The 17,436-nt window shown below is 72.6% G+C and carries 13 protein-coding genes; 9 read left to right on the plus strand and 4 right to left on the minus strand.

All coding sequences use genetic code 11. The features are described from left to right. Positions 1–61 precede the first annotated feature (61 nt). From ACEN8D_RS16000 to ACEN8D_RS16025, 6 genes are all read left to right on the plus strand, one after another. Positions 62–1,117, plus strand: a complete 1,056-nt coding sequence (locus ACEN8D_RS16000) for a LacI family DNA-binding transcriptional regulator (protein WP_413461481.1) — start codon at positions 62–64, stop codon at positions 1,115–1,117. Positions 1,118–1,463: 346 nt separating this feature from the next. Continuing rightward, a complete protein-coding gene (locus ACEN8D_RS16005) occupies positions 1,464–3,209 on the plus strand; it encodes a xylulokinase (protein WP_413399826.1) in 1,746 nt (581 codons plus the stop codon). Then, positions 3,206–3,904 (plus strand): L-ribulose-5-phosphate 4-epimerase, encoded by a 699-nt coding sequence (locus tag ACEN8D_RS16010; protein WP_402716503.1) that lies wholly within the window; start codon positions 3,206–3,208, stop codon positions 3,902–3,904. Before ACEN8D_RS16005 ends, ACEN8D_RS16010 begins: the two co-directional genes overlap by 4 nt. Further along, complete coding sequence (gene araA / locus ACEN8D_RS16015; protein WP_413461480.1) at positions 3,901–5,442, plus strand: L-arabinose isomerase; 1,542 nt, start codon at positions 3,901–3,903, stop codon at positions 5,440–5,442. The genes ACEN8D_RS16010 and araA overlap by 4 nt, the downstream gene beginning before the upstream one ends. A 10-nt stretch (positions 5,443–5,452) precedes the next feature. Then, positions 5,453–6,712 carry a D-arabinono-1,4-lactone oxidase gene (locus ACEN8D_RS16020; RefSeq protein WP_413399333.1) on the plus strand — a complete coding sequence of 420 codons (1,260 nt, stop codon included), beginning with the start codon at positions 5,453–5,455 and terminating at the stop codon, positions 6,710–6,712. Between the two features lie 97 nt (positions 6,713–6,809). Then, positions 6,810–7,628 carry a hypothetical protein gene (locus ACEN8D_RS16025; protein ID WP_413399334.1) on the plus strand — a complete coding sequence of 273 codons (819 nt, stop codon included), beginning with the start codon at positions 6,810–6,812 and terminating at the stop codon, positions 7,626–7,628. Between the two features lie 14 nt (positions 7,629–7,642). Here the strand turns inward: ACEN8D_RS16025 and ACEN8D_RS16030 are convergent, their stop codons facing one another. Continuing rightward, complete coding sequence (locus tag ACEN8D_RS16030) at positions 7,643–8,596, minus strand: ArsR/SmtB family transcription factor (protein ID WP_309886258.1); 954 nt, start codon at positions 8,594–8,596, stop codon at positions 7,643–7,645. A gap of 56 nt (positions 8,597–8,652) precedes the next feature. Here ACEN8D_RS16030 and ACEN8D_RS16035 point away from each other — a divergent pair, with 56 nt between their 5' ends. After that, complete coding sequence (locus ACEN8D_RS16035) at positions 8,653–9,993, plus strand: MFS transporter (RefSeq protein WP_309780195.1); 1,341 nt, start codon at positions 8,653–8,655, stop codon at positions 9,991–9,993. Here the strand turns inward: ACEN8D_RS16035 and ACEN8D_RS16040 are convergent. The 3 genes from ACEN8D_RS16040 to ACEN8D_RS16050 all read right to left on the minus strand — a co-directional run bounded on the left by ACEN8D_RS16040 (position 9,958) and on the right by ACEN8D_RS16050 (position 14,908). Continuing rightward, positions 9,958–11,460 carry a glyceraldehyde-3-phosphate dehydrogenase gene (locus tag ACEN8D_RS16040; protein WP_413399335.1) on the minus strand — a complete coding sequence of 501 codons (1,503 nt, stop codon included), beginning with the start codon at positions 11,458–11,460 and terminating at the stop codon, positions 9,958–9,960. The genes ACEN8D_RS16035 and ACEN8D_RS16040 overlap by 36 nt on opposite strands. After that, entirely contained in the window at positions 11,457–13,367 is a 1,911-nt protein-coding gene (locus tag ACEN8D_RS16045; RefSeq protein WP_495601068.1) for a phosphoenolpyruvate carboxykinase (GTP), read from the minus strand. Before ACEN8D_RS16045 ends, ACEN8D_RS16040 begins: the two co-directional genes overlap by 4 nt. Positions 13,368–13,465: 98 nt before the next feature. Continuing rightward, the gene (locus ACEN8D_RS16050; protein WP_309886261.1) at positions 13,466–14,908 is read right to left on the minus strand and encodes a cation:dicarboxylate symporter family transporter; all 1,443 of its coding nucleotides are present in this window, start codon (positions 14,906–14,908) and stop codon (positions 13,466–13,468) included. 188 nt (positions 14,909–15,096) lie between these two features. Here ACEN8D_RS16050 and ACEN8D_RS16055 point away from each other — a divergent pair, with 188 nt between their 5' ends. Further along, positions 15,097–16,755 carry an ATP-binding protein gene (locus tag ACEN8D_RS16055; protein ID WP_413399432.1) on the plus strand — a complete coding sequence of 553 codons (1,659 nt, stop codon included), beginning with the start codon at positions 15,097–15,099 and terminating at the stop codon, positions 16,753–16,755. Beyond that, positions 16,752–17,432: a response regulator gene (locus tag ACEN8D_RS16060; protein ID WP_413399433.1), complete on the plus strand. Its 681-nt coding sequence runs from the start codon at positions 16,752–16,754 to the stop codon at positions 17,430–17,432. The genes ACEN8D_RS16055 and ACEN8D_RS16060 overlap by 4 nt, the downstream gene beginning before the upstream one ends. Positions 17,433–17,436 lie beyond the last annotated feature (4 nt).

The following is a 17,436-nucleotide window of genomic DNA, read 5'->3' on the forward strand; positions in this document are numbered from 1 at the left end:
CGTCTTCTCACATCCTGCGTATAGTCATGGTCAGTTTCCCGCATCCGGAAAGGGGTTTGCCGTGACACTGGAGCGCGCTGGGCGGACCGTCCGGATCACCGACGTGGCGGCGCTCGCCGGCGTGTCGATCGGCACCGCCTCGAAGGCACTGAACGGCACCGGGCAGCTCCGGGAGTCGACGCGCGCCCGGGTGAAGGACGCCGCCGAGAAGCTCGGGTTCGTCGGGGATGCCCGGGCCCGCGCGCTCTCCTCGGGGCGAACCTACACGGTGGGCATGATCACGACGGACTCGTTCGGCCGGTTCTCGATCCCGGTGCTGCTCGGCGCTGAGGACGCCCTCTCCGCCGGGCAGATGGCCGTGCTGCTGTGCGACACCCGCGACGACCACGTCCGCGAGGCCCACTACCTCCGCTCGCTCGCCGCCCGCGGGGTCGACGGCATCATCGTGACCGGCCGTTCCGCCGACGCCCGGCCGCCGATCGACGTGCCGATCCCGGTCGTGTACGCGTTCACGCCCTCGACCGACCCGGACGACGTGTCGGTCACGCTCGACGACGCCGCCGGATCGGCGGCCGTCGCCGCGCACGTGCTGTCGACCGGGCGACGGCGGGTGGCGATCGTCACGGGGCCCGAGCGGCACCGGTCGGCGGTCCGGCGTGTGTACGGGGCCACCGAGGTGCTCGGCGCGAGCCTCGTGGCCGAACCGCTGTACGGCGAGTGGTCGGAGCGGTGGGGGCGGCAGGCGGTGGACGTGCTGGCGCGGGGCGTGGGGCTCGCGTCGGCGGGGACCGGGACCGGGGTCGAGGCGGCGTCTGGGTCGGGTGCCCTCGGCGTGGACGCGATCGTCTGCGGGAGCGACCAGATCGCGCGGGGCGTGTGTGATCGACTGCGCGAGCTCGGGCTGTCCGTGCCGGACGACGTCGCGGTCGCCGGGTTCGACGACTGGGACGTGATGGCGCTCGCGAGCCGGCCGCCGCTGACCACGGTGGACCTGCGCCTCGAGGAGCTCGGGCGCGTGGCTGGTCGGGCGCTGCTCGACCTCATCGACGGGGGTGCTGCGGCGTCCGCGACCGTGACCCCGTCCCTGGTCGTCCGCGAGAGCACCGTCGGCGCGTAGGGCCCCGCGCGGCGCGCCAGCTGGCGGGTGGGCGGGCGGGCGGGCCGAGGTTGCACGACTCGCCGTGGTCCGCTCGGTCAGGTCGCACGTCCTGCCGTTCGGGGCGGCGGCGGGCGGCAGTTCGTGCGACCTCGCCGAACGCGGGCCGGCGCCCGGGTCCGCGTGCTGAGGTCGTACGACTCGCCGTGGTCGAGCTGTCCAGGTCGCACGAAGTGCCGGGCGGGGCGGCGGCGAGCGGCGGTTCGTGCGACCTGGGCGCGCGCGGGCGTGGCGGCGTTGCGGGAGTGAGCGCTCACGTGCCAGGATGTGAGCGCTCACGGAGGACGACGAGGTTCTGGAGGAACGCATGGGCGACGACCGCAGGCAGCAGGTCGTGGACGGCCGCACCACGCTCGGGATCGAGCTCGGCTCCACCCGCATCAAGGCGTGCCTCGTGGACGAGGACCTCGTCCCCATCGCCGCGGGTGCCCACGAATGGGAGAACGAGTTCGTCGACGGGCGCTGGACGTACTCCCTCGAGGCCGTCGAGACCGGACTCCGCGCCGCCTACGCCGCCCTCGTGGCCGACGTCGAGGCCCAGTACGGCGTCACCCCGACGACCTTCCGCGCCGCCGGCGTGAGCGCGATGATGCACGGTTACCTCGCGTTCGACGCCGCGGGCGAGCTGCTCGTGCCGTTCCGCACCTGGCGCAACACCTCGACCGGCCCCGCCGCCGAACGACTCAGCGACGCCCTCGGGTTCAACATCCCGCTGCGATGGTCCATCGCGCACCTGTACCAGGCCGTCCTCGACGACGAGCCGCACGTCGCCGGCCTCGCGAGCGTCACGACCCTCGCCGGGTACGTGCACCGACGGCTCACGGGGCGGGACGTCCTCGGCGTCGGCGATGCGAGCGGTGTCTTCCCGATCGACAGCACCCCGGCGGACAGCGGTCCGGGCGACCCGGGCACGCGCGACTACGACGGCGCGATGCTCCGGACGGCCGAGGACCTGATCGGGGTCGGGGACCTCCGGGCGCTCCTGCCCGAGGTGCTCGTCGCCGGGGACGACGCGGGAGCCCTCACCCCCGAGGGCGCCGCGTGGCTCGACCCGTCCGGCACTCTGCTCCCCGGCGTTCCCCTCTGCCCGCCCGAGGGCGACGCCGGCACGGGCATGGTCGCGACGAACGCCGTCGCACCGCGCACGGGCAACGTCAGCGTCGGCACGAGCATCTTCGCGATGGTCGTGCTGGAGCACCCGCTCGCGACCCCGCACGAGGAGCTCGACGTCGTCACCACGCCCTCCGGGGACGCCGTCGCGATGGTGCACTGCAACAACGGTGCGAGCGAGATCGCGAGCTGGGCGCGCGTGTTCGGCCGGTTCGCCGAGGCCGCGAGCGAGCGCACCGGCAGCACGGCACCGGACATGGACACCGTCTACGCGACGCTGCTGGCCGAAGCCGAGCACGCGGACCCCGACGCAGGCGGCCTGCTCTCCTTCAACTACCTCGCCGGGGAGCCCGTCACGCACGTCGAGGACGGCCGACCCCTGCTGCTCCGGACCCCGGACGCACGCTTCACGCTCGGCAACCTCGTGCGCTCCGAGGTGCACGGTGCCTTCGCCACCCTCGCGATCGGCATGGACGTCCTGCACGGCGAGGAGGTCCAGGTCGACCGGATGACGGCCCACGGCGGGCTCTTCCGGACGCCCGGCGCGCCGCAACGCCTGCTCGCGGCCGCCCTCCGCGTGCCCGTCGCGCTCGAGGAGACCGCGGGCGAGGGCGGTGCGTGGGGGATCGCGGTGCTCGCCGCCTACCTCGAGCACACCGACCAGCACCTGGCGGACTTCCTCGCCGACACGGTGTTCGGGGGTGACGCCGTGCACGTGGCCGAGCCCGAGCCGGCCGACGTCGACGGGTTCCAGACGTACCTCGAGCGCTACCGGCGGGCCCTGCCCGTCCAGGACGTCGCCGCCGCCGCGACCCGCCCCGGAGCGACCCCCGCAAGCACCGACACCAATGCCAGCGCCGCCGCCAGCGCGACCACCCCCGGAGCCGAGCCGACGACGGCAGGCGAGCCGCGCCTCCAGGCCGAGAAGGAGCCGACCCGATGACCACCGACACCCAGCAGGCCGTCGCCGCCACCCGCGAACGCGTCGCCCGCCTGCACGGCGAACTCGTCCGCTACGGCCTCGTGATCTGGACCGGCGGCAACGTCTCCGAGCGGGTGCCGGGCACGGACCTCTTCGTCATCAAGCCGAGCGGCGTGTCCAGCGACGACCTGACCCCCGGGAACCAGGTCGTCTGCACGCTCGACGGGGTGCCGGCCGACGGCTGGGACAACAGCCACGGGCCGAGCTCCGACACCGCCGCACACGCCTACGTCTACCGGAACATGCCGGAGGTCGGTGGCGTCGTGCACACCCACTCGACGTACGCGACGGCGTGGGCGGCACGGGCGGAGCCCATCCCGTGCGTCATCACCGCGATGGCGGACGAGTTCGGCGGACCGATCCCGGTCGGGCCGTTCGCGATCATCGGCGACGACTCGATCGGACACGGCATCGTCGAGACCCTCGCCGGCCACCGCTCCCGTGCCGTGCTCATGCAGAACCACGGCGTATTCACGATCGGCCGCGACGCGAAGGACGCCGTGAAGGCCGCCGTGATGTGCGAGGACGTCGCCCGGACCGTGCACATCGCGAAGCAGGGCGGGGACGTCGTCCCGATCGCCGAAGCAGACATCGACCGACTCTTCGATCGCTACCAGAACGTCTACGGACAGACCCCCGAAGGAGCACTCCAGTGACCCACGACACAGCGACGCACGTCGTCGACCCCGCCGAGACGTTGGCGGGCTACGAGGTCTGGTTCCTCACCGGGTCCCAGGGGCTGTACGGCGAGGAGACCCTGCGTCAGGTGGAGTCGCAGAGCAAGCACGTGCAGGAAACGCTGGCGCCGCACGTGCCGGTGAAGCTCGTCTGGAAGCCCGTGCTGAAGGACGCCGACGGCATCCGGCGCGCCCTCATCGAGGCCAGCGCGGACGACAGGGTCATCGGTGTGACGACGTGGATGCACACGTTCAGCCCCGCGAAGATGTGGATCGGCGGCCTGCAGGCGCTCACGAAGCCGCTGCTGCACCTGCACACGCAGGCGAACGTCACGCTGCCGTGGGAGGACATCGACTTCGACTTCATGAACCTCAACCAGGCGGCGCACGGTGACCGGGAGTTCGGGTACGCCCTGGCGCGCCTCGGCGTCCGGCACGCCACCGCCGTCGGGCACGTCTCGGACCCCCGCGTCCAGCAGCGGGTCGCGAACTGGACCCGCGCCGCCGCCGGTGCCGCGGCCGTGCGGGAGCTCAAGCTCACCCGGTTCGGCGACAACATGCGGTACGTCGCGGTCACCGAGGGTGACAAGACCGAGGCGGAGATCGAGCTCGGCGTGCAGGTGAACACCTGGGCCGTCAACGAGCTGGCCGAGGCGGTCGCCTCGGCGGAAGCCGACACGGCAGCGGTCGATGCGCTCGTCGCGACCTACCAGCAGGACTACGACGTCGACCCGTCGCTCCGTGACGGCGGTGACCGCCACCAGTCCCTCCGCGACGGCGCCGCGATCGAGATCGGGCTCCGCACCCTGCTCGCGCAGAACGGGTCCGCCGCCTTCACCACCAACTTCGAGGACCTCGGCACGCTCAAGCAGCTGCCCGGCCTCGCCGTGCAGCGACTGATGGCCGACGGGTACGGCTTCGGTGCCGAGGGCGACTGGAAGACCGCCGTCCTGGTCCGTGCGATGAACGTCGCCGGCGCCGGGCTCCCGGGTGGCGCGTCGCTCATGGAGGACTACACGTACGACCTCACGCCGGGTGCCGAGAAGATCCTCGGCGCGCACATGCTCGAGGTCTCGCCGACCCTCACCACCACGAAGCCGACGCTCGAGATCCACCCGCTCGGCATCGGCGGCAAGGACGACCCGGTGCGCCTGGTCTTCACCGCCGACGCCGGCGAGGCCGTCGTGGTCGCGCTCTCCGACACCCGCGACGGCTTCCGCCTCACGGCGAACGTCGTGGACGTCGTCCCGCCGACCGCGGCGTTGCCGAAGCTGCCCGTCGGTCGCGCCGTCTGGGAGCCGCGCCCGTCGTTCGCCGTCGCGGCGGAAGCCTGGCTCACCGCCGGCGCCGCCCACCACACCGTCATGACGACGGCCGTCGGCCTGCAGGCGGTCGAGGACTTCGCGACCATGGTCGGCACGGAGTTCCTCGTCATCGACGAGCACACCACCGAGCGCGGGTTCCGCGACGAGCTGCGCCTCCAGCAGACGTGGCACCGTCTCGACCGGGGGTTCTAGGCTCGTGACCGTGAGCGCGACGACGCGGACGAACTGGGCGGGCAACGTCACCTACCGGGCGTCCGGCCTGGCGCGCCCGACGTCGGTCGACGAGCTGCAGCAGCTCGTGGCGTCGACGCCGCGCCTGACGGCGCTCGGGTCACGGCACTCGTTCAACACGATCGCCGACACCGACGCGCTCCAGGTGTCGCTGGCGGACCTGCCGCCGGTGCTCGACATCGACGAGGACCGCCGGGTCGTGCGCGTCGCCGCCGGCATGATCCACAGCCAGGTGGCCGCGGGCCTGGAGGCGCGGGGCTGGGCACTCGCGAACCTCGCCTCCCTGCCGCACATCTCCACCGCCGGAGCGGTCGCCACCGGCACGCACGGCTCCGGCGTGCGCAACCCGTCGCTCGCGCAGGCCGTGGTCGGCCTCGAGGTCGTCCGCGCTTCCGGAGACCTGGCGTTCGTCGATGCGTCGACGCCGGACGGTGCCCTCGACGCACACCGGGTGGCGCTCGGCGCGCTCGGCGTCGTCACCGCGGTCGAGCTCGCGATCGAGCCCACCTTCCAGGTCGCCACGACCGTGCACCTCGACCTGCCGTGGAACGCCGTCGCGGAGCACTTCGACGAGGTCGTGTCGGACGCGTACTCGGTGTCGCTGTTCACCTCGTTCGACGACCGCGGGGCCCGGCAGGTCTGGGTCAAGCACCGCGTGGGCGAACCGGCACCGGCCGTCGACCTCGTCGCGCTCGGCGCCCGTCCGGCCGACGGTCCGGTGCACCCGGGAGAGAACGACCCCGCCGGCGTCACCGAGCAGGGCGGCGTTCCGGGGCCGTGGTCCGAGCGGCTCCCGCACTTCCGGTCCTCGTTCACGCCGTCGACCGGGGCGGAGATCCAGGCGGAGTACCTGCTGCCGGCCGGTTCCGCGGTCGACGCTCTGCAGGCACTCCGACCCCTGGAGTCGCTGTTCACGCCGATCCTCATCGCGGCCGAGGTCCGGACGATCGCCGCCGACACCGCGTGGCTCGCGCCGTCCTCGGAGCGGCAGTCGGTCGGCATCCACTTCACGTTCCGGCGGGACGTGAGCGCGGTGGCAGCCGCGGTGGAGCGGATCGAGGACGTCCTCGCGCCGTTCGACGCCCGCCCGCACTGGGGGAAGGTGTCGGCGGCGAGTGCCGAGCGGCTGCACGAGGTGTACCCGCGGCTGTCCGACTTCGCCGCGCTCGCCCGTGACCTCGACCCGACCGGGCGGTTCCGGAACGCGTTCCTCGCGCGCATCCTGACCTGACCGGGGGTCAGCGCTCCCAGGGGCTTCGGATGACATCTCCGGCCGATCCACCGGGGCGTTCCTGAGCGCTCACATGTGCGATCACAAAGGTTGGGGCATGGCGAACCTCAACCGCATCATCGGCATGGCCGGCAAGGTCATCGACAAGCAGCTCCAGAAGCGCGGGCAGGCGCGACCCGCGGCCGGCGCCGGGCAGCAGCAGGGCGGGACGGACTGGCGCGACATCGTCCGGAGCGCGGCCGACAAGCTGACCGGGGACGACCGGAACCAGCAGGCCCAGCACGGGCAGCAGCAGCCGTACGGGCAGCAGCAGCACGGCCAGCGGCAGCACGGGTCGGCCGACTCCGATCAGGTCGCGATCGCCAAGTACGACTACCTGCTGCGGACCGCGCCGCCGGAGCAGCTCGAGCAGGTCCACCACGACGCCTTCGCCCGGCTCACCCCCGCGCAGCGCCAGCAGATCCGCAACCGTCTGAACTCCGAGCTGCCGCCGCACGAGCACCTCCGCGACGACTCCGCCGGTGGGATGGCCCGCGCGATGACCCGCGGTGAGGTCGCTCGGCCCGGACTCGTCCGACGCGTCCTGGGCGGCGGCGGATCGGCGGGGCGCGGCCGCGGTGGAGCGTTCGCCGGCGGGGCAGCGGTCGGCGCCGGTGCGATGGCGCTCGGCGGTCTGGGCGCAGCGGTCGCCGGTGGCGCGGTGCTCAGCGCGGCCGCGGGGCCGGTGCTGGCCGAGGCAGCGAACCTCGGCGTCGACTTCGAGGGCATCGCCGCCGGGATCGGCGACCTCGGACTCGGGGACCTCGGCGGTGGTGTCGAGGGACTCGCGGGCGAGGGCGAGCAGCTCCTCGGTGGGCTCGGTGAGCAGGCGTCGAACCTCGGCAACGACTTCCTCGGCGGGCTGTTCGACCGCTGACCCGGTGCCGGCGGTCAGGTCCGGGTCAGGGCATCTCCCACGGCACTCCGGTAGTAGAGCACGGCCCGCCCGTACCGCGACCGGTTCAGCAGGCCGCCCCGCTCCATCACGCGCAGGTGCTGGTTGACCGCCGAGGTCGACACCCCGAACCGCAGCGCGAGGTCGGTCGACGACGCCGGTTCCCCGAGCGCGTCGAGCAGCGCCGCGCGGGTCGCCCCCAGGAGGTCCCGGACCGAACCCGCGTCCGGGTGGTCCGACGTCGACCACATCGCACCCTGTCCGCGGGCGGGGTACATCACGGTCGGCGGCAGCTCGTCGTCGATCGGGAGCGAGGCGCGGACGACGAACATCGACGGCACGAGGGTCAGTCCCTCACCGTCGATCGGTCGATCGCGGGCGACCGAGCTCGTCAGCCGCACGTCGAGGTGCGTGCCGTCGTACGTGACCGCTTCCGACAAGCCGGCGAGGACCGCGCCGATCCCCTCGTGCGACGCGATCCGCGCCCGGTGGCTGACGTCCGCCTGCAGCACCGCACGCATCCGTGCCCAGTGCGGTGCGAAGCAGAGCTCCCACGCGGTCGAGAGCGCGTGCTGGAGCCGCTCGACGACGCTCTCGTACCGGCCGGTGAACACCCGCGGGACCGTACCGTGCACGCGTTCCAGGTCGGCGAGCATCCGCGCGCGGGGGAGCCGACCGAGCGCCCGGAGCTCCTCGTCGATCGACGTCAGCGGCGATGCGGGTCGCGGGTTGACGAAGTCGGCCACCCACCGGCGCTCGTCCACGAGTCCGAGCAGGACCTCGTCGTCGAGCAGGGGACGGACGGCAGCGATCCGGTCGAGCCAGGGCTGCTGCAGCGGGTACCGCTCGGGCGCCCGGAACGCCCGGAGCCCGAGACCGAGCTCGGAGAGGGGCGAGATGCCGAAGCGGATCGCCGAGACGTCGCTCGGCTCGAGTCGGTACCGGATCATGAAGCTCCACGCTACATCCGTTGTCCCGGCCGCCGCATCGGTGCGAGAACTGGGACATGCACGGCACCACCGCACCACGCGTCCCGCTCAGCACACTCGTCCGGGACGACCGGGCCCTCCGACGGCTGCTCGTCGTCACGTTCGTGGACACGCTCGGGCGCGGTGCGTTCTTCACGCTGACGACGCTGTACCTCACCACCATCGTCGGGATCGCCCCGGTCGTCGTCGGGCTCGGACTGACGATCGCGGGAGCCGTCGGCGTCGCGAGCTCCCTGGTGTTCGGGCACCTCGCGGACCGGTTCAGCTCGCGCCGGATGCTCGCCTGGCTGCACGTCGTGCAGGGACTCGCGCTCGTCGGGTACGTGCTCGTCCACGACCTCCCGACGCTCGTCCTGACGGCATCGGTCGTGACGCTGGCACAGCAGGGCGGCGGCTCGGTCCGCTCGGCCGCGGTCGGTCGGGCGTTCCCGGGGGAGGAGCGGGTCCGGGTCCGCGCCACGATGCGGACCGTCACGAACGTCGGCATCGGACTCGGCACCGCGGTCGCGGCGATCCCGCTGGCCGTCGGCACGGGCGAGGCGTACCGGGTGACGATGGTCGCCGCGGGCGTCCTCTTCCTGGCGTCGGCCGTCCTCGTGCTCGGCCTGCCCGCCGCGCGGGTCGACGCCGCGCCCGCCGAGCGCACCGACACGGGCACCGTCGTCGTGCGGAACCCCGAGGGCCGCAGCCCCTACCGTGACGTGCAGTTCCTGACGATCACCGTCCTCACCGGGGTCTTCGGCATCCAGTTCGGGTTGTTCGAGGTCGCGGTGCCGCTGTGGGTCGTGCAGCACACCGTGGCACCGGACGTCCTCGTGTCCCCCCTGCTCCTCGTGAACACGCTCGCGGTCGTGCTCCTGCAGGTCCGGATGAGTCGCGGGACGGACACGGTCGGAGGCGCTGCGCGGGTGATGCGGTACGCGGGGTGGCTGATGGCGCTCGCGTGCGGGCTGTGGGCAGCGGCCGGGTGGGTGCGCGGCGATGACTGGGTGCCGATCGCGTTCGCCGCCGGGATCCTCGTCGTCGCGGCGATCGCGCACTCGCTCGCCGAGATCACCTCGAGCGCCGCGGGTTGGGCGCTGAGCTTCGAGCTGGCGCCGGCCGACCGGGTCGGGGCGTACCAGGGCGTGTACGGCACCGGGTTCGCGATCGGCGCGATGGTCGCCCCGACGGTGGTCACCGTCACCGCCATCGACCTCGGCACCCCGGGGTGGGCGGTCCTCGCGGTCGTGTTCCTCAGCGCGGCGCTCGGTACCGCACACGTGGCCCGTCGCGCCGCGGTGACCGACGCCGGTGCACCCGGCCGCACCGCGCCTCCTGGATCAGTGCAGACTGCGCAGGGCGAACCGCTCGGCTGACGCGGGGAGGGACACCGCTCGACCGCCGGTCATCTCCTGCAGGACCCGGAACACCTGCCGGCTGTACCCGGACTCGTTGTCGTACCAGACGTAGAGCACGACGTGCTCGGACCCGTCCGCGATGGTCGCGAGGCCGTCGACCACCCCTGCCCGACGGCTGCCGAGGATGTCCGTCGAGACGATCTCCGGCGACTCGACGTAGTCGATCTGCCGTCGCAGCGGTGACGTCAGCGAGGCCTGGCGGAGCAGCTCGTTGACCTCGTCGCGGGTGGTCGGTCGGTCCAGTGTGAGGTGCAGGATCGCCAGCGAGACGTTCGGTGTCGGCACCCGGACGGCGTTGCCGGTCAACCGCCCGCGCAGCTCCGGCAGTGCCTTCTCGGCTGCCCGCGCCGCGCCGGTCGCGGTGATGACGAGGTTGAGCGGCGCCGCTCTGCCACGCCGCTCAGCCGGGTGGTAGTTGTCCACGAGGTTCTGGTCGTTCGTCGCGGAGTGGACGGTCTCGACGTGCCCGTGCCGGACGCCGTACCGATCGGACACGGCTCGGAGGACGGGGACGATCGCGTTGGTCGTGCAGGACGCCGCGCTGACGATCGGTGCGTCCGCGACCGCGTCGTGGTTGATGCCGTGCACGACGTTCGGCAGGTCCCCGCTCCCCGGCGCTGTGAGCAGCACGCGGGACGCCCCCGGGGCGCGCAGGTGCTGGGCGAGACCGTCGGCGTCCCGCCACCGACCCGTGGTGTCGACGATGATCGCGTCGTCGATGCCGTACGCGCGGTAGTCGACCTCGGACGGGGAGTCCGCGGAGAGGAACTGGATCGACGTGCCGTTCGCGAGCAGGGTGTCGTGCTCCGGGTCGACCGTGATGCTGCCGGCGAAGGGGCCGTGGATCGAGTCTCGGCGCAGCAGGCTGGCACGTTTGCGCAGGTCGTCGGGTCCGCGGCGCTTGACCACGACGGCGCGGAGCGTGAGCGGGGCGTGCTCGCCCGCGCGCTCCAGGAGGATGCGGGCCATCATCCGGCCGATCCGACCGAAGCCGTAGAGGACGACGTCGCGGGGTGCGGGGTGCGGCACCGTGTCGCTGCCTCGCGCCGCGGTGCCGCGAGCGAGGAAGAGTTCGTCCTGGAGGAAGTCACGGAGCGCGGTCCCGATGCGGTCGGCCCGGAAGCGGACGGCGAGCTCGGCGAGGTCCACCGAGGCCGAACCGAGGCCGAGGGTGTCGAGCTCGACCAGGATCGCGAGGGTCTCGTGGACACCGACCTCGGTCTCGTCGATGCGGCGGGTAGCTCGGTGCGCCTTGAGGACCGCGACCGGGGACTGCCCGACGAGTGGGTTGCCGTGGACGCTCGTCACGACGTCGTCGCGGCGGTGGAGGCGGCCGATCAGCGGGACCATCGCCTCGGCGGCGGCGAGCTGGTCCGTCCAGGCGCGTTGGAGGGCGAGGCGTTCGGCCGCGGACGTCGGGGTCACCGGAGGGCTCCGCTGGCGACGACCGCGGGGGCGGGCTCGACCGTGGGGGCGGGCTCGACCGCAGCGTCGAGCTCCGCTCGCAGCGCAGCGCGTCGGGTCGCCAAGAGGGTGTCGAACACCGCCGGCGCCCGACCGTCGAACGTCCGCAGGAACTCCTCGGTGAGGTCGCACTCCGCGAGCCACGACTCCGGGTCGACGGCGAAGAGCCCGTCCAGCTGCGACGGCTCGAGGCCGAGCCCCGCGATGTCGAGGTCACCGACGGCCGGCAGCCACCCGATCGCCGACTCCCGGCGGTCGACGCGGTCCTCGATCCGCCGGACGATCCACTCGAGCACGCGGGTGTTCTCGCCGAACCCGGGCCAGAGGAACGCGCCGCGGTCGTCGGTCCGGAACCAGTTCACCTGGAAGACCGCCGGGGCGTCTGCACCGAGCTGCGCGCCGATGTCGAGCCAGTGCGTCCAGTGGTCCGCCATGTTGTAGCCGCAGAACGGCAGCATCGCGAACGGGTCGCGGCGCAGCGTGCCGATCGTGCCCTCGGCGGCGGCCGTCTGCTCCGACGAGATCGTCGCCCCCATGAAGACTCCGTCCGTCCACGTCGGGGCCTGCGCGACGAGCGGCACGTTCGAGGAGCGTCGCCCGCCGAAGAGGACCGCGTCGATGGGGACGCTCTGGTCGGCGTCGTCGGCGAGCGAGGGGCACTGGTCGAGCGCCACGGTGAACCGGCCGTTCGGGTGCGCGGCCGGCGTGCCGAGGTCCGGCGTCCAGTCCGCTCCCGTCCAGTCGACCAGGTGGGCGGGCGGGTCAGGCGTGAGTCCCTCCCACCACACGTCGCCGTCGTCCGTGAGCGCGACGTTCGTGAAGATCGTGTTCGAGCGGATCGTGTCGACGGCGACCGGGTTGGTCCTCCTGCCGGTGCCCGGGGCCACCCCGAACAGGCCCGTCTCGGGGTTGATCGCGTGCAACCGGCCGTCGGCACCGGGCCGGAGCCAGGCGATGTCGTCGCCGATCGTCTCGACCTTCCACCCGGGCAGCGTCGGCTGGAGCATCGCCAGGTTCGTCTTGCCGCAGGCCGACGGGAACGCCGCCGCGAGGTGGAACGCGCGGCCCTCGGGCGAGGTGACCCGGATCAGCAGCATGTGCTCGGCGAGCCAGCCGTCGTCGCGGCCCATCACCGATGCAATCCGGAGCGCGAAGCACTTCTTGGCGAGCAAGGCGTTCCCGCCGTAGCCGGAGCCGTACGACCACACCTCGCGGGTCTCGGGGAACTGCACGATGTACTTCGTCTCGTTGCACGGCCAGGCGACGTCGTCGTGGAGCACGCCGTCGTCGTCCCGTAGCGGGTGCCCGACGCTGTGGACCGTCGCGACCCACGGCGTGCCGGCGTCGATCGTGCGGAGCACCCGGTCACCGAGCCGGGTCATGACCGCCATGCTCAGCACGACGTAGGCGGAGTCGGTGAGCTCGACGCCGACCTGCGAGATCGGACCGTCCACCGGCCCCATCGAGAACGGCACGACGTACATCGTCCGACCGCGCATGCTCCCGGCGAACACCCCGTCGAGCTCGGCACGCATCGCGTCCGGGTCGTGCCAGAGGTTCGTCGGACCGGCGTCCTCCGGGGTCGCTGAGCAGGTGAACGTCCGTCCCTCGACCCGCGCGACGTCGTCCGGGTCGGACCGGGCGAGGAAGCTACCGGGGCGCCGTTCGGGATCGAGCGGGATGAGCTTGCCCTCGGCGACGAGCATCGCGGTCAGGCGGTCCCGTTCACCGGGCGAGCCGTCGCACCACTCGATGCGGTCCGGCTCCGTGAGCGCCGCGACGCGGGCGACCCAGGACTCGAGCGCGACGCGGGGGGATCCGGGGACGACGTTGGGGGAGCCCGGCGTCCGGGTGGGGTTGGTGATCATCGGCGATCTCCTCGTGGGGATGGGAAGGGAGGTGGGGGCGGGGTGTGGTCGACCTGGACCCCGCCGTGCGCAGGTTCGTCGGCGTCCAGGTCGGTCCGTCAGCGGCGTTCGGCGCGGGCCGCTCGGTCCTCGTCGGCTCCGACGATCGTGCGGACGGCCTCGGTGGAGATCCGTTCGTCCCCGGTGCCCGCGGTCGTGACGGGGGCGGCGCCGTGGTCGTCCGCCGACATCGTGCGCTCGTCGAACGGCGCGGCCCCGGAGAGGACCCGCTCGACCTGGTCCTTGTCGACCTCACGGGTCCAGGTGCCGACGAGCAGGGTCGCCACGGCGTTGCCGGTGAAGTTCGTCAGGGCACGTGCCTCGGACATGAACCGGTCGATGCCGACGATCAGGCCGACGCCGTTGACGAGGTCCGGGCGGTGCGCCTGCAGTCCGCCGGCGAGGGTGGCCAGGCCGGCGCCGGTGACTCCCGCGGCGCCCTTCGACGCGATGATCATGAAGACCAGGAGCGAGATCTGCTCCGGGATGTCGAGCGGGGTGCCGAGTGCGTTCGCGATGAACAACGAGGACATCGTCAGGTAGATGGCGGTGCCGTCGAGGTTGAACGAGTACCCGGTCGGGACCGTCACGCCGACGACGGGCTTGGAGACGCCGAGGTGCTCCATCTTCGCGATCAGGCGGGGCAGGCTGACCTCGCTGGACGACGTCGACACGATGAGCAGGTACTCCCGGCCGAGGTACTTCATGACGCGGAAGATGTTGATGCCGGTGACGATCCGCAGCAGGGTGCCGAGCACCCCGACGATGAACACCGCGCACGTGATGTAGAAGGCGACCATGAGCGTGCCGAGGGCGACGAGCGCCGAGACGCCGGTCGCGCCGACCACCGCGGCGATCGCGCCGAAGGCACCGACCGGGGCGACCCACATGATCATCGCGAGCACCCGGAACACGAGCGCCTGGATGTGCCGGATGCCGGTGAGGACGGGGGTGCCCTTCGACCCCATCGCCTGCAGGGCGAAGCCGACGAGCAGGGCGACGAACAGGGTCTGCAGGATGCTGCCGCTGGTGAGCGAGGACACGAGTGTCGCCGGGATGATGCTGAGCAGGAACCCGCTCGTGGAGGAGGCGTCCTCCGTGGCCGACGTCGACGCAGGCGGCTCGTAGGTGGCGTTCGACAGGTCCAGGTGGTCGCCGGGGTGGATGAGGTTGCCGACGACCAGGCCGATCGCGAGCGCGAACGTGGACATCGCGATGAAGTAGCCGAGCGCCAGGCCCCCGACCTTGCCGACCGTCGCCGCCTTCGCGATCGAGCCGACGCCGAGGACGATCGTGCAGAAGATGACCGGCGCGATCATCATCCGGATCAGGGCGATGAACCCGTCGCCGATCGGCTTCAGCCCGACGGCGAAGTCGGGCGCGGTGAGCCCGACGACGACGCCGGCGAGGACGGCCACGACGACGGCGATGTAGAGCCAGTGGGAGCGGTCGATGCCGCGGCGCCGCGACGTGCGGGGCTGAGACGTGCGCAGTGAGGCCATGAGACTTCCTTGTCGTCAGGACCGGGGCACCATCGCTCCGGTCGGCTCGTGCTGGGGAGCACGGCCCCACACTCGTGCACGTCGGGACGATCGGGGGATTTGCGTTCATAGCGTTCACGGCGCCGCAGCGGGATCCCGTCCCGTGCGTCAGAATGGTGCTCCCGCAACGACGCGAGGAGGGTCGAGCAGTGGCACCGAGACGATGGAGCATCGCACGGCGGCTCTTCGCGCTGCAGCTGCTGTTCGTCGTCGTCGGCGTCGCGGTCGGCGGGCTCTGGAGCTGGCGGTCCGCCCGGGCCGACCTCGAGTCCAGCGCGGCGGAGAAGTCCACCGCGGTCGCGGTGTCCGTGGCCCGCAACCCGTTCGTCGTCGACCAGGTGACCGGTCCGGATCCGTCGCGCGAGCTCGAACCGTACGCGCTCGACCTGATGCGCCGGACGCACACCGACTTCATCACGATCATGGCTCCGGACCGCACCCGGTTCACGCACCCCGACCCGTCGGAGATCGGCCGACCGTTCCTCGGCACGACCGCTCCTGCCCTCGCGGGCGGGACCTTCACCGAGACCTCGTCCGGCACGCTCGGCCCGTCCGTCCGCGCGGTGACGCCGATCACCGACGACGACGGGCGGGTCGTCGGGCTCGTCGCCGCGGGCGTGACGGTCGCGAACATCACGGACGCGCTCGTCCCGCGACTCGTGGGCGTCATCGGGCTGGCCGCCGTGGTCGTGGCGGTGTCGGCGCTCTTCACGTGGCTGCTCAGCCGCTACCTCGACCGGGTCACGGCGGGACGCGGACCCGAGGAGCTCGCCCGCGTGTTCGCGTCGTACTCCGGGGTGCTGCACTCCGTGCACGAGGGTCTCGTCGTGGTGGACCGTTCCGGGAGGATCGTGCTGCACAACGACCGTGCCGCCGAACTCCTGCACCTGCCGGCACCCAACGACCACCAGGAGCCGATCCCCGTCGACGCGCTCGACGCGCCGGACGGGCTGCGCGCGCTGCTGCGGTCGGGTGACCGTGCCGTCGACGAGGTCCACGAGACCGCCGACCGGGTCCTGATCGTCAACCAGGAGCTGGCGTTCGCGCGGACGTCGACGAAGCCGCTCGGCACGGTCACGACGATCCGGGACCAGACTGAGCTGCTGCACCTGTCCGGGGAGCTCGCGGCGACCCGGACCCTCACCGACGCGCTCCGGTCGCAGACGCACGAGTTCGCGAACCGCATGCACGCCGTGGTCGCGCTGATGGAGCTCGGCCGGGTGGACGAGGCGATCCGGTTCGCGTCGGACGAGATCGAGCGGGCAGCGGACCCGACCGCGGCGGCTGTCGCGGACGCCCACACTGCGGACTCCGACCCGTCGGGTTCCCCGCGCGAGGTCGTCATCGCCCTGCTGCGTGGCAAGCAGGCACAGGCACGCGAGCGCGGCGTCGACCTCGTCGTCGACACCGGGCGCCTCGCCGACCGGGTGCCGGTGGACCAACGGGACGTCGTCACCGTGCTCGGGAACCTCGTCGACAACGCCATCGACGCGGTCTCCGAGACGTGCGGCCCCGGCGGTGCCGACGAGCAGGACACCGTCCGGCGACCGCTCGTCCGGGTGACCGTCGCGACCACCGACGGCACGACCCGCGTGGTCGTCGCGGACAACGGGTCCGGGATCGTGGACGTCGAGTCCGCGTACCGGCGCGGGTGGTCGACGAAGGCGGCCGGCCCGGAGGGACGTGGCTTCGGGCTGGACCTGGTGCGGTCGACGGTCGCTCGCCTCGGCGGTTCGGTCGCCGTCGACACCGGCTCCGGCGGCAGTACCTTCACGATCGAGCTCGCGCCGCGGGGAGCCCGCGTGTGACCGATCCGATCCGCGTCCTCGTCGTCGAGGACGAGCCCCTCACCGCCGAGGCGCACGCCGCGTACGTCCGTCGGCTGGACGGGTTCGTCGTCGTGGCGACGGCAGCCGACGGACGCGAGGCGCTCGCCGCCGTGGCAGCACACGCACCGGACCTCGTGCTGCTCGACTTCAACCTGCCCGACGCCCACGGTCTGCAGCTGGTCCGTGCCCTCCGCGCAGCCGGGTCGGCGGTGGACGTGATCGCGGTCACGGCAGCGCACGACGCCCGAGGCGTCCGGAACGCCATCGCGCTCGGGGTCGTGCAGTACCTCGTCAAGCCCTTCAGCTACCGGACCTTCGCCGATCGGCTCACCACGTACCGCGAGTTCCGGCGTGGGTTCGACGACCGTCGCACCCTGACCCAGGCGGACATCGACGAGAGCCTCGGCTCGCTGCGACCGGCGGGACAGCCGGAGCTCGCGAAGGGCATCGCTCGCGAGACCCTGCAGGCCGTCCGCGAGGCGCTCGTGCAGGCCGGAGCCGGGGTCTCCGCCACCGAGGTCGCGTCGACCACGGGCACGTCGAGGGTCACGGCGCGTCGGTACCTGGAGCACCTCGTCGATGCGGGTCAGGCGGACAAGGACGTCCGGCACAGCGGTCCGGGGCGGCCGGAGTACGAGTACCGCTGGACCCGGTGACGCC

The sequence above is a fragment of the Curtobacterium sp. Curtsp22 genome (genome assembly GCF_059492135.1).

What these genes read in the sequence shown, in the direction of transcription:
- ACEN8D_RS16005 (WP_413399826.1), top strand. Translation starts at nt 1,464, where the DNA reads ATGGGCGACGACCGCAGGCAGCAGGTCGTGGACGGCCGCACCACGCTC.
- ACEN8D_RS16010 (WP_402716503.1), top strand. Translation starts at nt 3,206, where the DNA reads ATGACCACCGACACCCAGCAGGCCGTCGCCGCCACCCGCGAACGCGTC.
- ACEN8D_RS16025 (WP_413399334.1), top strand. Translation starts at nt 6,810, where the DNA reads ATGGCGAACCTCAACCGCATCATCGGCATGGCCGGCAAGGTCATCGAC.
- ACEN8D_RS16030 (WP_309886258.1), bottom strand. Translation starts at nt 8,596, where the DNA reads ATGATCCGGTACCGACTCGAGCCGAGCGACGTCTCGGCGATCCGCTTC.
- ACEN8D_RS16035 (WP_309780195.1), top strand. Translation starts at nt 8,653, where the DNA reads ATGCACGGCACCACCGCACCACGCGTCCCGCTCAGCACACTCGTCCGG.
- ACEN8D_RS16045 (WP_495601068.1), bottom strand. Translation starts at nt 13,367, where the DNA reads ATGATCACCAACCCCACCCGGACGCCGGGCTCCCCCAACGTCGTCCCC.
- ACEN8D_RS16050 (WP_309886261.1), bottom strand. Translation starts at nt 14,908, where the DNA reads ATGGCCTCACTGCGCACGTCTCAGCCCCGCACGTCGCGGCGCCGCGGC.